At 33.0% G+C, this 15,028-nt stretch carries 11 protein-coding genes and 2 tRNA genes; 4 read left to right on the top strand and 9 right to left on the bottom strand.

What is annotated here, in order from left to right:
- Positions 1-11: 11 nt before the first annotated feature.
- Together argS and AC3B6G_RS06035 are read right to left on the bottom strand one after the other, a co-directional pair.
- Positions 12-1,706: an arginine--tRNA ligase gene (argS, locus tag AC3B6G_RS06040; RefSeq protein WP_489849484.1), complete on the bottom strand. Its 1,695-nt coding sequence runs from the start codon at positions 1,704-1,706 to the stop codon at positions 12-14.
- Positions 1,707-1,919: 213 nt separating this feature from the next.
- Positions 1,920-1,990 (bottom strand) — tRNA-Gly (locus AC3B6G_RS06035).
- 88 nt (positions 1,991-2,078) lie between these two features.
- Here AC3B6G_RS06035 and AC3B6G_RS06030 point away from each other — a divergent pair.
- Positions 2,079-2,414, top strand: coding sequence for a DUF1516 family protein (locus AC3B6G_RS06030; RefSeq protein ID WP_489849483.1), 336 nt, complete (start codon positions 2,079-2,081; stop codon positions 2,412-2,414).
- Between the two features lie 31 nt (positions 2,415-2,445).
- On the opposite strand, the gene AC3B6G_RS06025 is transcribed toward AC3B6G_RS06030, so the two are convergent.
- The 4 genes from AC3B6G_RS06025 to asnB are packed head-to-tail and all read right to left on the bottom strand — an operon-like array spanning position 2,446 to position 7,857.
- The gene (locus tag AC3B6G_RS06025) at positions 2,446-3,153 is read right to left on the bottom strand and encodes an aspartate/glutamate racemase family protein (protein WP_489849482.1); all 708 of its coding nucleotides are present in this window, start codon (positions 3,151-3,153) and stop codon (positions 2,446-2,448) included.
- Positions 3,154-3,158: 5 nt separating this feature from the next.
- A complete protein-coding gene (locus AC3B6G_RS06020; protein ID WP_489849481.1) occupies positions 3,159-4,418 on the bottom strand; it encodes a carboxylate--amine ligase in 1,260 nt (419 codons plus the stop codon).
- Between the two features lie 4 nt (positions 4,419-4,422).
- Positions 4,423-5,949: a UDP-N-acetylmuramoyl-L-alanyl-D-glutamate--2,6-diaminopimelate ligase gene (locus AC3B6G_RS06015; protein ID WP_489849480.1), complete on the bottom strand. Its 1,527-nt coding sequence runs from the start codon at positions 5,947-5,949 to the stop codon at positions 4,423-4,425.
- Positions 5,950-5,967: 18 nt separating this feature from the next.
- Entirely contained in the window at positions 5,968-7,857 is a 1,890-nt protein-coding gene (asnB, locus tag AC3B6G_RS06010) for an asparagine synthase (glutamine-hydrolyzing) (protein ID WP_489849479.1), read from the bottom strand.
- Between the two features lie 222 nt (positions 7,858-8,079).
- Here asnB and AC3B6G_RS06005 point away from each other — a divergent pair.
- Positions 8,080-8,163: transfer RNA gene (locus tag AC3B6G_RS06005), tRNA-Leu, on the top strand.
- Between the two features lie 33 nt (positions 8,164-8,196).
- Here AC3B6G_RS06005 and AC3B6G_RS06000 read toward each other — a convergent pair.
- The gene (locus AC3B6G_RS06000) at positions 8,197-10,053 is read right to left on the bottom strand and encodes a S53 family peptidase (RefSeq protein WP_489849478.1); all 1,857 of its coding nucleotides are present in this window, start codon (positions 10,051-10,053) and stop codon (positions 8,197-8,199) included.
- A 262-nt stretch (positions 10,054-10,315) separates the two neighbouring features.
- On the opposite strand from AC3B6G_RS06000, the gene mscL reads away from it, so the two are divergent.
- Positions 10,316-10,783, top strand: a complete 468-nt coding sequence (gene mscL / locus AC3B6G_RS05995) for a large-conductance mechanosensitive channel protein MscL (RefSeq protein WP_489849477.1) — start codon at positions 10,316-10,318, stop codon at positions 10,781-10,783.
- Between the two features lie 51 nt (positions 10,784-10,834).
- On the opposite strand, the gene pepV is transcribed toward mscL, so the two are convergent.
- The gene (pepV, locus tag AC3B6G_RS05990; protein WP_489849476.1) at positions 10,835-12,238 is read right to left on the bottom strand and encodes a dipeptidase PepV; all 1,404 of its coding nucleotides are present in this window, start codon (positions 12,236-12,238) and stop codon (positions 10,835-10,837) included.
- 116 nt (positions 12,239-12,354) lie between these two features.
- Between pepV and AC3B6G_RS05985 the strand changes: the two genes are divergently transcribed.
- Positions 12,355-13,188 (top strand): NAD(P)H-hydrate dehydratase, encoded by an 834-nt coding sequence (locus tag AC3B6G_RS05985; protein ID WP_489849475.1) that lies wholly within the window; start codon positions 12,355-12,357, stop codon positions 13,186-13,188.
- A 64-nt stretch (positions 13,189-13,252) separates the two neighbouring features.
- Here the strand turns inward: AC3B6G_RS05985 and AC3B6G_RS05980 are convergent, their stop codons facing one another.
- A complete protein-coding gene (locus AC3B6G_RS05980; protein WP_489849474.1) occupies positions 13,253-14,920 on the bottom strand; it encodes a putative polysaccharide biosynthesis protein in 1,668 nt (555 codons plus the stop codon).
- Positions 14,921-15,028: the final 108 nt, after the last annotated feature.

Here is a 15,028-nt window from a genome sequence, read left to right as displayed (position 1 = left end):
TTAATCTTAAATTACATTTCGTCTGGAGATTGAACCCCTAATAAACGTAATGATTCCTTCAAGACAATGGAAACACTTTTAACTAAAGCTAAACGAGATTCCTTTTGAGCATCATCATCTAAGATTCGAGAATGAGCGTAGTATTGATTAAAGGCTTTGGCTAATCTTAATGCATACTTAGCAATATCAGAAGGTTCAAAATCATGACAAGCTTCCTTAACGATCATTGGGAAATCATTTAATAACTTAATAACTGGCCAGGATTCATTATCATCTAAATCAAACTTAGCATTTGATAAATCTGGATTACCAGCTTTTCTTAAGATACTTTCTGCACGAACTCGAGAATATTGAACATATGGACCAGTTTCACCTTCAAACTTCAATTGTTCTTCTAATACAAAGTCAATACTGTCCATTCGGTTATTCTTTAAATCACCAAAGATAATGGCTCCAACTCCAACTTGTTTAGCAACTTCATCCTTATTTTGTAAATCAGGATTCTTTTCTTCAATTTGCTTTTTAGCAAGTGCAATTGAATCATTCAAAACATCATCTAATAAGATAATGCGTCCTGAACGCGTTGATAGCTTCTTACCATTAACAGTAATTAAACCAAATGGAATATGATGAAGGTTGTCTGCTGATGGAACCCCCATTTCCTTTAAAACGGCCTTTAACTGTTTAAAGTAGTACATTTGTTCAGATCCAACAACGTATAAGTTCATTGCTGGATGATAAGTCCGATCACGATAGATAGCAGTTGTAATATCACGAGTAATGTAAAGGGATGCTCCATCACTCTTTAAAATAAGAGCTGGATTTAAGTTATATTTACTCAAATCTACAATTTGCGCCCCTTGAGATTCCTTTAATAAATGTTTGTCTTTAAGCATTTGAATAACTTCTGGCATCTTATCATTATAAAAAGCTTCACCATTGTAAGTATCAAATTTAATTCCTAATTTATCGTAAATCTTACCAAATGCAACCAATGAAACAGACCGGAACCACTTCCATAATTTAATAGCTTCTGGATCGCCATTTTCAAGTTTACTGAACCATTCACGAGCTTCATCATCTAATTCTGGATGTTCCACATCTTCTTTATGAAATTTAACGTAATACTTAACTAAATTATTAATCGGATCTTTCTTAACGTCTTCTTCATTTCCCCACTTTAAATAAGCAGTGATCAACTTACCAAATTGGGTTCCCCAGTCACCTAAATGGTTATCCTTGATGGGGTCATAACCATTTTTACTTAAAATTTCAGCAATTGAATTTCCAATAACAGTTGAACGTAAATGGCCCATGGAAATTGGCTTAGCAATATTAGGAGAAGACATATCAATTGGAACCTTTCCATGATTACCATCTTCGTTTTGACCATAATTTGCTTTTTCAGTTAAAATTGTTTTTAAAACTTCATTGCTGAAATCAGCTTTCTTTAAGAAGAAGTTCACATAAGGTCCCATTGCAACTACTTTTTCAATCTTATCTGACTTAATTTGAGCCACGATATCTTGCGCAATCATTTGAGGTGCTTTTCTCAATTCTTTTGCAAGCGTAAAAGTTGGAAATGATAAATCACCCATTGATTCTTTTTTAGGGCGTTCAATTTTATCTAATACTTCCTGGGTAGTTAATTTACCATCTAAAGTTGGGGTAATTAAGTCTGCAACTAATTTTTTATATTGATCCATTCTTGTAAGTCCTCCTAAAATAAAAAAGTCTCTTACAACAAATGTTGTAAGAGGCGAGAAAACTCGCGGTACCACTCTAATTTATAACTCCGATAAATTATCTAATTAATCTAAAAAGCACGCTTTCGAACTAAAAATTGATTTGGCTTCCATCATTCCAAACTTGCTGAACAATTTATTAGTTTTACTACTCTTTTTAATAGCTCATCGCTAAGCGGGTAACGGGAATCGGACCCGCGACCTAAGCTTGGGAAGCTTACATTTTACCACTAAACTATACCCGCATTACTTAATAAGTATATCATATCTTATTTAGATTACAAAACTATGATTAGAATATGATATTATTAATCTAGTAAAGAAGGGATTTAAATGTTAGTTTTCATTCACAATATGCTATGGATTTTATTAGCAATATCAGTTATTTGGGGTTATACCCGTCATGAATCTAAACGAATCGTTCAAATGATGATATATTCAAGAATTATTTATTTTATTGTTATTATTACTCAGTTCATAATTAGTGTTAGAATATTTTTGCATTTGCCAATATTAGTTATTTTCAATGCTATTTTAGGAGTAATTACAATTGCATTAATTGAAGTTGGTTATCTTCAAAAAATTACCATGCGAATGAAACCGATAGACATGTATCTTATAATATTGATGATTCTAATTAATATTATTAGTCAACAATTAATCTTATAAAAAAGCAGAATGATAAACATCATTCTGCTTTTTATTTACGTTGTGTTTTTAATGCTTCTTCGATTGATCGATCAACCAAAACAGCTTGAGCATCAACGACTGGATATTTTTTATCAGCTGCCCTTTCTTGAGCAACAGATAACTCAGTACAACCTAAAATAACTACATCACTACCCTTATCAATCATTTCTTGTAAAATTTGATGATAAAGTTCAGCATCTACTTTATTTTGTTCTTTGATATCTTGATAAATCAATTCCATTGTTTGTGATTCAATTTTTGCATTTGGTTTAATTACTTCGTAGCCAGCTTTTTCAATTTCATGATCATAAATACCATCATGAATCGTCCCACTAGTAGCAATTAGTCCAATTTTCTTTGCAGTTGGAAATTTATTTTTTATGGATGCAACTGCTTCTCTAGGCATGTGTAAAATTGGAACATCCGTACTGGCCTGGAGCTGATCATAAAAATAATGTGCCGTATTACAAGGAAGTGCAAAAAAATCAGGTTTTAACAAACTTTGTTGCTTAATATCATCCAATAATGGTGGTAATGGACTTGGTTTACTATGATCCAAAATATAATCGGTTCGATCAGGAACTGTCGCATGGTTAACCAAGATATAATTCAAATAATCTTGATCTTTATAAGCCGGTGTCTTTGAATTTAATAAATGAATATAACTTTCAGTCGCTTCTGTTCCCATTCCTCCAATGATTGAAAAAAAATGTTTCATTTTAATTACTCCTTATTTTCCGCAAAATAACGGGCAAAATTCTTAGTGTAATTATGTTGAATCCATTTCATTAAAGCCCACCGCTTTAGGTTTCTATCCTTAGAGTACCAAAAAGTACTTCCATAATGACCATTGTGAATGAGTTCCATTGCTTCATCTTTATAACGATTTTCTTTCGCATATTTTTCAAAAACATTTGTCCCAACATTAAGCCAGAGGTAACGATTAGCTTTGTTTTTATTAGCATAAACAGTTTTTTTATCCTTTAAACTATCAAAAACATAGTCCTGGACTACCCAGTCAGCAAGGTTATAACCGTTCAAAGTAACAAAGAAACTACTTCTTCCTTGACGAAGATTAATCTCAAATAACTTAAAAGTCCCATCACGATGATCATACTTCATATCAAAATTAGCATAACCAGTAAATTCAATGGCTTCTAAAAAGCTTTGGATTTGTCGATATATTCCTTCTTTATATTCGGGTAAAATAGCAACATAATTCCCAATTGCGGAAGGAGCAGGATCTTCAAGAAGTGGATGTCCTAAACACATCATTTTAACATTATGATCCTTATCAACATAAGCATTTAAAACTCGCATATTACTATCATCGCCAGGAATAAAGTCTTGCAAAATTAAATCCGAAGTGTAGCCATTATCATAAATTTTACCAACAATATCTTGATATTCACTTTCTGTTTTAATCCGAAATGCTTTTTTTCGTCCTTCAAAATGAATATCTAACCATTCAACACTATTAGTAGGCTTGAGTTCAACTGGATATTGGAAAGGTTGTTCAACGTTTCCTTTATTGGCCTCATAATCCTTACGAGTAATGAGATGAGTCTTAGGATATGGCAAATCATATTTATCACAAAGTTTATAAAAGTTTTCCTTGCTGTTCAATTGGCGAATTTTATCATAGTCAACATAAGGACAAACGAAAACGTCACTAAGCTCATCCTTATGTTTAGAAATCAATTCCGCGTATCCATCACCACAACCAATTAAAATTACAGGTTCTTTATGATCAGCATAACGTTTCTTAATTTTACGCATAGCTTCAATCCAAGTTGGATCCTCACTAAAGTCTGGAATAAATTCCAAATCTACAATTTTACTAAAACGGGTTGGTGCTAATTCAACCTGTGCAAATGCTTTTACTGGTTTTCCGTACTTTTCATAAAGTGAACGGGCCATTCCATAAACATTAAAATCACTACCCAATAAAATTGGTGTGAATGAATTGTCTTGGTTACTCATTATTTTAATCATTACCCTTCAAAATATTTTGGACGACTTTTGAATCGGTCGGATAAGGGACGTCAACCCCATTAATCTTTTGATAAGGATCAAGTCCCTTACCTGCAACTACGACCATATCATTATTTCCTGCCATTTTTATTGCATCAAGAATTGCTTTTTTACGATCCATTTCAAAATGAACTTGAACTTTACTTTGATCAGTATAACTTGCAATTTCTTTTGCAATCACCATTGGATCCTCATCTCCAGGATCATCAGTAGTTAATAATGCAACATTTGCCTCTTCACTCAGTGCCTTGCCAAATCCTTGGCGTCTATCTTCTCCCTTATCACCTGTACTTCCGACAACGACAATAATTTTACCGGTTGGATTTTCCCGCTTAAGGAAATGCAATAAAGCATGCATACTGGCATAATTGTGAGCATAGTCAACATATATAGTTCCATGTTCTTTACTAAAATGACGTTCCATTCTTCCAGGAACATTAACATTCGCTAATCCTTGTTGACAATCCTTAATAGATGCTCCAGAAATGGATGCAGCAATCAATGCTGCAACTGCATTAGATTCATTATAATCCCCTGGTAAAGAAAGTTTATAATTAGCATTCAGATTTAAACGGTTATCTTTTGAATTACTTTTAACGGTAATTTCGTTATGGCTTAAATCATCAGTTAAACTTTCAAATTCTATATCAGCCTCAACATTATTTTGACTTCCCTTACGAGCAAAAGTATAAATATTTTCCGGTTGCGATGTTGCTTTAGCCGTCTTATACACATCCGTAAAATAATCGGTCTCTGCATTTATAACACAAGAAGTTGAGTTGACTAATAACTGTTCTTTGCAATGCAAATAATCAGCAAAAGTTGGATGTTCATTTATTCCAATATGGTCAGGAGAAATGTTTAAGAAAAAGCCAACATCAAAATGAAGTCCATAAACGCGATTTTTCTTATAGGCTTGTGAAGATACCTCAATTACTAAATGCGTCATTCCATTATCGACCGCAGTTCTCATATTCTTAAATAAATCTAACGATTCAGGAGTTGTTAAATGTGATTTGAACTTGGTACTATCATCGGGGCCTAGATAAGTATCAATCGTAGAAAACATTGCTGTTTTATGATTAGTTGAATTATTTAAAATGCTTTTTGTGAAATAAGAAGAAGTTGTCTTCCCCTTTGTCCCAGTAAAGGCAATAATAAATAAATCATTTTGAGGATAATCATAAAAAGCCGCACTTAATAATGACATTGCTTTTTGAACATCCCTTACAAGAACGCTTGTTAGGTCAGATTCGTTTAAATCAGTTTCTGAAACGTAGGCAACAGCCCCGTTTTCTTTTGCTCCATTCAAATATTCTGGCTTAAAGTTCCCCTTGCAAAAGAACAATCCATTTGATCCTACATGACGAGAATCATAGCTTATATTATCAAAATGATCATGCTCATCAACAACATGATACTCTTTTAATAAATCATGTTCAGCAAGCAACGTAACAATTTCTTCGATATCCAAGTTCAATTTAAATCGCTCCTAAAATTAAAGATCAGTCTTTGTTTTTTGAACCTTTTTAATGGTATTCATAGTAGTATTTTCAGGGAAGTACACACCATACCAAAGAATGAATGTGTAAACCGTGAAAATCTTTTGCATGTTTGACTTACCATTTGCATGTTCTTCCAATAAATGATCTAAATAATCAACATTAAAGAACTTGTTAGCAATATCAGAATGGAAAGCCTCTACAATCAATTTATGATACTTAGGTTCATTCATCCAACTAGCAATTGGGGATGGGAATCCCATCTTTTCCTTCTTAGCAACACTATCAGGTAAAGCAGCAGCCGCAGCAGTCCGTAAAGAAATCTTAGTTTCTTTAGGAGTAATTCTAGTCTTAACTGGCATTGTGGCAGCAAACTTAGCAACTTCTTTATCTACTAATGGAGTTCTCACTTCAAGAGAATTACACATACTCATTCGGTCAGCTTTATGCAAAATGTCATATGGTAACCAAGTATTGATATCGAAATATTGCATTTGTGTCATTTCATCTTTATCTTTAACATCATCAAAAATGTGTTTAGTATATTGACCTGAGTCAACATTTAAAGAAGAATCCTTTAATAACTTATCACGATCTTCATAATCAAATACATAGTTAACCCGGTAATAACGTTCACTTAATGGTTCAGCTCCCCGAATTAAGAAACGGCGACCATGGAAGCGAGGTAATCGTTCGGCAACCTTGGCAAAACAAGTTCTTGCAAATTGAGGAACCCATTTTTGATATCTTTCAAACGGAATTGCTTCTAGGTAAGTGTTGTATCCACCAAAGAATTCATCAGCACCTTCACCAGATAAAGCTGCTTTAACGCTTTGACGAGTCCGTTTAGAAAGGTAATATAATTGAATTGCAGAAGGATTAGATAATGGTTCATCCATGTAATACATCATTGTAGGTAAGAATCTAAAGTAATCATCACCATTAATGTAAATTGGAACATTATCTTGGCCAATTTCTTTAGCAAACTTGGATGACCATGCTAATTCACTGTATTTAGAATTCTTGAATCCTAATGAGAAAGAATGAATTGGTTTAAGCTTAGAAGCTTCATATAACACGTAACTAGAGTCAACACCACTAGATAAGAAACTTCCAACTTCAACATCAGCAACCATATGAGCTTTAACAGAGTCTTTTACTAATTGTTGAATCTTCTTTGCATCCCCATCAACGGTCTGACTATTATCAATATGATCATAGTTAAATTTAAAGTAACGATGCAATTCAGTTTCGCCACCAATATGGTGAATAAAGTATTGACCTGGTAATAACTTATAAACATGCTTAAACATTGTTTCACGAGAAGGCACAAATTCAAAACTCATATGAATTGGTAATAATTTCTCGTTCAATTCTTTTTTAAAATTAGGATGTTCAAGAAATGCTTTGATTTCTGAACCCCAAAGGAATGTTTTATCATCATCATAGTAGTAAAGTGGCTTAATTCCAAAGTGATCTCGGGCACCAAATACTTCTTTGTTTTTACTATCGTAAATAATAAAAGCAAACATTCCTCGAATCTTATCCAAAAGCTTAGGTCCCCATGCTTCATAACCACGAATTAAAACTTCAGAATCAACATCAGTTTCAAATTTGTAACCCATTTCTTTTAATTCAGCTCTAACTTCACGATAGTTATAAATTTCACCATTGAAAGTTAAAGCCATTGTATGGTCTTCACTAAATAATGGTTGTCCACCATGTGCTAAGTCCAAGAACGAAAGTCTTCTAAATCCTAATGAAGCATTTTCATCTTGGAAGTATTTTTCGTCATCAGGGCCACGGTGTTTAATCCTATTAGCCATATTTACAATTGTATTAGTTGGGACATCTTTTTGATTAATATATCCTGTAAATCCACACATAATTTATTCCCCTTTAAGTTACTGAAAATCATCTTATATTAAAATCTATACACATATTTATTATTCTACCAAAAATTTATTTCTTCAACCACACTCCTTAGAATATCTTAATAATCATCTTTTCTGTTTACATTGTACACAATTATTTTTTAACTACAAATAATTACCACCAAGCTTTTAGAACTTTATTTTTATATGTTTCTATTGTAAACTTATACATATGCCCCAATGGCGGAATTGGCAGACGCGCAGCGTTCAGGTCGCTGTTTGATTTTTCAAGTACAGGTTCGAATCCTGCTTGGGGCATAAAAAAAGACGCTATTAAGCGTCTTTTTATTTTTATCGCAATAATTTTCTTAATTGCCCAAAGTTAACTGTTCCTAATCCACTAGCTTGATTATATATTTTACCGGGTTGACCAGTATAATATAAATTTGTATTATCAACATCACTATCTAGCGGAGTAAAAGGAGAATCATTTCTCACAGCTAAACGATAAATTTGTGGGTTCCAAAAACCAACATTTTCATTCAATGAACTATTGATCACAGCACTTGCACCTGCAAATTGAGGGGAAACAACACTAGTTCCTCCCATCGTAAGTGAGTACCCGTGGTAATATGCTTCATAACCAGTTTTAGGATCGGCATTAGCAGAAACATCTGGAACATTTCTTCCGCCCCGTTGCCCAGTAACATGTTTAGCAGGAACTACTGATGACATATAACCATCATGTGACTGCCATAATTGATTAGCCTCAAATGTTCCAACTCCAGGCACTCCCCTTTGATAGACAGGAAGTGGATTAAAGTCACTAAATCCACCACCACTACCAACAAAATATGAAGTAATAAATTTTTCTAGATTACTATTGATTGACTTATTCTTACGATATTCAGGATAGAAGTACTCATTTCCCCAAGCCCGTTCCTTTAAAATAGAAACAACTTTCCCATTAATAGTATATTGACTTGGCAAAGTTGTTCCACCAACAGCAGTTATATATGGTGAATTAGCTGGTGTATCAACCGTTAAATTAGGATCCTGTTGGTCGACTGTCATTCCATCATAAGCTCCATTATCTCCACTGGCAGAAAAGACACTAGTTCCTTGAGCACTAGCTTGCATTAGTAATAAATTCATGATTTCGTTATAGTTCTTTGGAACCGTTCCATTCTTGATTCCATTTCGAATCTTACTTTCACTTTGTCCCCAACTAATCGAAATACTATGATCACGATTTCGACTAATTGCAGATGCTAGAGAATCAATCATCCCCTTAACACTAGGTTGACTCATATATACATCAATATCAGCATGCGGAGCAATTGCTCCAGCCTGTTGAACATCTAAATCAGTTTCATTCGATTCTTTTTGATTATGTTTTAACCCATCTACATAAAAATTATGAAGACGATTATTCTTTGTTGGAATATTTTCATTATCCCAAAATAATTGAGCGTATTTCTTACTGTATCCACCAAAAGAAATAATCGCAATGGATTGTCCCTCTCCTAAATATTTACGATTATATAGTGAAGACATATTATAACGATCAATAAATTTAGCAGGAGCCCCACTTGTTTTATTTTGATCGTCAATTGGGGTTGCATTAGAAACATATGAATTACTCTTTGATTTTACGTTACTATCACTTGAAAGCCCAACTGTATCTAATACGTATCCATTTAATTTGCCAGGTAGTTTAGGAGTTTTACTCACTTTTTGATAGGTTCCTGTATCACTTTTTTCCAATCTAATTTTAGTCTTAAATACTCGATTGAAATATTTAGTTTTACCAGAAATATTAATAACTACATTTCCAGACAAAGCATTAGTCGTTAAATGATTTTTTTGAAGGTATTTAGTAATTAATTTAACATGTTTATTGGATTGTCCATAACGCTTTGCAAATTGTTCAGTAGAAAGATATTCTCTGAAATTATCTCTTGCTGGATTAGTAATATTATAAATGAAATTTTGTAAGCCATTTAAATTATGTGGCTTTAAAATAATACTAACCGTTTGCTTTTTTGATCCAGATACATTTATAATTCTTGATCTTGAATGATGAGTAGCCTTAGCGGAAGCATCTACTGCTGACATTAATGTAACTGAACCACCTGATAAAATTACAAGCCCAGCAATAATCATCAAAGTTCTTTTAAAATGAAATTTACTTTGAATTGTTATCATCCTTTCCGCGTTGCCGTTTTTTATTTAATATCACTATTACAATAGTTAAAATGAATTGAATTATTATAAATAATATTAACCAGGTAACAATAAAAGCAGCTCGACTTAAATTAGAAGTAAGCCATATTGCAATTCCAGCAAAAAATAGACTTACTAAAATTATAATCGAGTATTCCTTTTTATTCACAAATTGAAATTCCCTTCAATATTTTAAATGTTAATGCTATTATAATAATAGCATATTTTAAGGAGGAAAATCATTTTGTTCAAAGATTTTAAAAACTTTATTGCCAAAGGGAATGTAATGGATATGGCCGTTGGGGTTATTGTTGGATCTGCCTTTACAGGAATTGTTAAATCTTTAACTGGTAACCTAATTAATCCATTGATAGGAATTTTTATTGGTAAGATTAATTTATCTAACATTTATTTAAAGGTAGGTAACGCAACTTTTAAAATTGGTAACTTTTTAAATGCCATTATTAATTTCTTAATTATTGCATTTGTCGTTTTCCTTCTGGTTAAGTTTATTAATAAGTTAACTAAGAAGAAACCTGCTCCTACAACATTATCAACTTCTGATCAATTATTAACTGATATCAAGAACTTATTGGAAGGCCAAACAAATTCCAATAATAATGGTTCTGATTCCAGTTCAACAACAAATTCAACCCAACAAAAAGCGCCTGCAGCTAATTCAAGCAATAATTCAAATACCAATAGTAAATAAAAGATTCAGTGTTAAAAACACTGAATCTTTTTTATTAACTTGATTAATCGTTTATCGATTTAATTCATAAATTGCTTGGCCATAAATAGACATCGCTAATATTAAATCAGCAATTGGTTGAAATTCATTTGCTTGATGCATTGTATCTGGTGTATTTGGTAATAACGCTCCATACGCAACTCCACGTTTCATGATTCTTGCATATGTTCCACCACCAACAACTTCTGGTTTAGCATTAGCTACATTAGCTTGTTCTTGATAAACTTTCATCAATTTCTTAACAATTGGATCATCCTCCGAAACAAAGTGAGGCTTCATATCATCTAATTGTTCAACTTTTCCACCACTGGCGTGATTTTTCAAACCATTCTTTAACTGTTCTGAAGTTATCCCCTTTGGATATCTAAAATTAGTATTTATCATTCCACCATCATGAGCATTGAACTTCATAATTCCAACATTCATGGTTAAATCACCCATTTTATCATCATGATAAGCTAATCCTAAATGTTGGGCTCTTGTATCATTGTGCAAATAGTCAGCAATGAATTTAATGAAAAAGCCACTGTTACCTGCTAAATCGTACTTGGAAAGAAAAGAAGCCAAATAAGTTCCCGCGTTTACACCATTTTCTGGAGCCATTCCATGGGCAGCTTTACCAATAACATGCAACTTCAAACCATCTGCAGTTAAAATTGCATCCCCACTAATTGGTTCCTTATCCAAAAATTCAGTAAAATCAGCAGATAATTGTTCATTATCATCAGATTGAAGCATTGCAAACGCATCCCGGGGAACCATGTTATCACGTAGTCCAGACTTAAATGATTCCAAACTTACATTAGAATCGATCGAGTCTTTTCCATCAGCAGAAAATTTTGTAATGAAACTTGTGATACCCTTTTCACCATTAATTAAAGGAAATTCAGCATCCGGGGAAAATCCTAAATCAGGAGTCTTTTCCAAAGAAAGATAGTGTTTCATACCCTTCCATTCACTTTCTTCATCAGTTCCAATAATAAAGCGGATCTTATATTTAGGATCAATATGATTATCTTTTAACATCCGTAAACCATAATAAGCTGCTAATCCTGGTCCCTTATCATCTGAAGTGCCACGTCCATAAATATTATCATTTTTTATGATGGCATCAAACGGATCAGTATTCCATCCTTCACCTGCAGGCATAACATCTGCATGAGCTAAAATACCAAGGGTTTCATTTCCTTCACCATATTCAATATATCCGACTAAGTTATCGAGATTTTTAACTTTAAATCCATCTCTTTTACCAAACTCTAAGTATTTTTGTAATGCTTTAGCAGGACCAGGTCCTAGTGGATATTCGTCGGTCGCATTTTTATCGTCTCTTTCACTATCAATCTTTACCAGTTCTTTTAAATCATTTAAATAATCATTTTTATATGAATTAGCTTGTTCTTTCCAGTTAATCATCAAAATTCCTCCTCAATTACTCTTCAATATCATAGTAGCATATTTATTATCAACTTCCAGGACTAAACACTTTTGCATATTATTTGGAATGCTATAATAAAAATGAGGTGATTTAATTGCAAAAAATAACGCCAGAATTGGTTAAAAGAACAATTGTTAAGAGAAATAATAATAGCTTTAAAGGAACTTATGGACACGTAATTTTAATTGGTGGTAACGCTCAGTTTGGTGGTGCTATTATCATGTCCAGTATGGCTAGTGTTTACTCAGGAGCAGGTCTAGTAACCACTGCTAGTGACTTAGTTAATCGTTCCAGCCTTCACTCCCTATTACCTGAAGCAATGATAACTGACTTTACAAATCCTAAGACACTGCATCCACTAGTAGATAAAGCAGACGTAATTGTGATTGGACCTGGTTTAGGTACTGATGATCAAAGTCTTCAAATTTTAAAGAATGTTTTTGACTGGGTCACTCCAGATCAGATTTTAATAATTGATGGTTCTGCCATCACACTTGTTGCAACCAAAGAAATATCTTTACCAAAAGCACGATTAATTTTTACCCCCCATCAAGTAGAATGGGAACGCCTTTCTGGAATTAAATTATCACAACAAGATGATAATGCATTAAATCAACGTGCTCAACAAGATTTGAACGGAATTGTCGTATTAAAATCCCATCATACCCGTGTATATACCAATAATGATATTTATGTCAATCCTTGTGGAACACCAGCACAAGCAACTGGTGGAATGGGTGACACATTAGCTGGAATGATCAGCGGATTCAGTGCTCAATTTAAGAACTTAGATGATGCCGTTCTTAGTGCTGTTTATGCTCATAGTGATATTGCAGATCAACTTGCTCAAAATCAATATGTTGTTTTACCACATCAAATTATTCACAAAATTCCTGAATACATGAAAGAACATCAAAATAGAAAATAAAAAAACACCCCAAAGTCTAAACGACTTTGGGGTGTTTTTCATTAATTACAAATTAAGCATTTTTTTATTTTATATGCAATTTCGATCTTAATCTAATCATTCGATCACCTAAGACATCGTCAGCTAAACGTGATTTAAGAATGCAATAGACATAAACAATTCCACCAATTAATGATGCCAATCCAGTAACAATTAAACTAGCAATTGATGATTCAACATCCATAAAAGTTGCCAATCCTAAATTCGTTAATTTTACAACAATTAAGGCTGCTAAGTATGTTAGCAACGAGAATAAAAGAATCTGATTTGTTCTCATAATCACTTTACGGTAATTAACCCCAAATTGATCTTTCATTGAAAACATAATCAAAAAATTAGCTACCATAAACCCTAATCCTGTGGATATTAACGGTCCAAAAGTTCCAAAGAAATAAATTGCTGGAATTTGGGCTACTATTTTCACGATCGTTCCAATTACAAAGTATTTAACAGCTAATTTATTTTGAGAAATTCCCTGCATCATTGCGGATAACACAGTAAATAATCCTAAACTAATCCCAATCAAAGCATAAAATGAAAGAATATTTGCTGAAAGTCCCTGACGACCTAAACCATAAAAAACTCGGTTTAGAGGACCCGCAATTGCAGCCATTCCAAGAGAAGCTGGAAACATGACGAATTCACATAAGATTAATCCATTCACGATTTGGGTCCTAATTTTATGCAAATCACGATTAGTGTATGCTTCAGACAAGAGTGGCACAACCGTTATCGCAAATGAAGAAGCCAACGATACGATTATCATAATTAACTTATTGGCATTTCCAGCAAAAATAGCATATAACTTTTGAACAATTGCATAAGGGTAATTTCTAAAAATATGCATTAGATCAAAAAATGTATATTGATCAATTAACTGAAAAATAGAAGTCCCAGCACCTAAAATGATAAATGGAAGTGCTTGTTGAAATATCTCTTTATATAACTTCATCGTATCAACATGGACTTTATTATTACTATTAGCAACTAGTCGATGGTAATACTTACGCCGTTTAAGATAGTACAAACCTAAGGTCAATAAAGCTGCCAATGAACCAATAAAAGCTGCTAATGTTGACTGGGTAACTGTCGTTGTCCATTTGCCATGCCAAACATCAATAATTAGGAACGTCATCAATAACATATAAGCAATTCTGAAAACTTGTTCCATGAACTGTGAAATAGCTGAAGGAGCCATGTCTTGATATCCTTGGAAAAAACCTCTGGTAATACTAACCGTAGGAATAATTAAAATTGCCAAAGCTAATGAACGCATGACTGGAATAACAGCTGGATCACTATTGGAAATAAAAGGAGCAATAAAATAAAAAAGAATTGCAGAAATAATTCCCATTAATGTTGAAATTACTAAGCCTCTTTTATATAACTTAACCCCAATTCCATACTCATTCATTGCATTATAATGAGCCACTTGTTTAGCGATTGCAGATGGAATCCCAGCAATTGCAACGATCAACAATAAGCTATAAACGTTATAACCCTGAACATACAATGCGTTAGCAGGTAGATACTCACTTCCTAATAATTTTCGCCATGGAATAATATAGATGGCTCCTAAAATCCGTGACAAGATACTTCCTGCTGTCATCCACATAGATCCCGTGAGCATTTTATCACGGGATTTGAGATCATCAACGCCAAGTTCGTCAGTTTCTTTGCGTGATTCTTTCATTTAACTTCCTACTTTCTTATTTCAACTTTTTAACACAATGAATTAATTGTAAATAAAAAAGTTCATTATATCAATAACAATTTAACAAATTTTACTTTTTAACAGTAA

Source organism: Nicoliella sp. ESL1149 (genome assembly GCF_058107265.1).
This window is presented reverse-complemented; position numbering and strand designations above follow the sequence as displayed.

Excerpts from the sequence above, each read along its gene's own strand:
- argS (WP_489849484.1), bottom strand. The coding sequence starts at position 1,706 with ATGGATCAATATAAAAAATTAGTTGCAGACTTAATTACCCCAACTTTA.
- AC3B6G_RS06030 (WP_489849483.1), top strand. The coding sequence starts at position 2,079 with ATGTTAGTTTTCATTCACAATATGCTATGGATTTTATTAGCAATATCA.
- AC3B6G_RS06025 (WP_489849482.1), bottom strand. The coding sequence starts at position 3,153 with ATGAAACATTTTTTTTCAATCATTGGAGGAATGGGAACAGAAGCGACT.
- AC3B6G_RS06020 (WP_489849481.1), bottom strand. The coding sequence starts at position 4,418 with ATGAGTAACCAAGACAATTCATTCACACCAATTTTATTGGGTAGTGAT.
- asnB (WP_489849479.1), bottom strand. The coding sequence starts at position 7,857 with ATGTGTGGATTTACAGGATATATTAATCAAAAAGATGTCCCAACTAAT.
- AC3B6G_RS06000 (WP_489849478.1), bottom strand. The coding sequence starts at position 10,053 with ATGATAACAATTCAAAGTAAATTTCATTTTAAAAGAACTTTGATGATT.
- pepV (WP_489849476.1), bottom strand. The coding sequence starts at position 12,238 with ATGATTAACTGGAAAGAACAAGCTAATTCATATAAAAATGATTATTTA.
- AC3B6G_RS05980 (WP_489849474.1), bottom strand. The coding sequence starts at position 14,920 with ATGAAAGAATCACGCAAAGAAACTGACGAACTTGGCGTTGATGATCTC.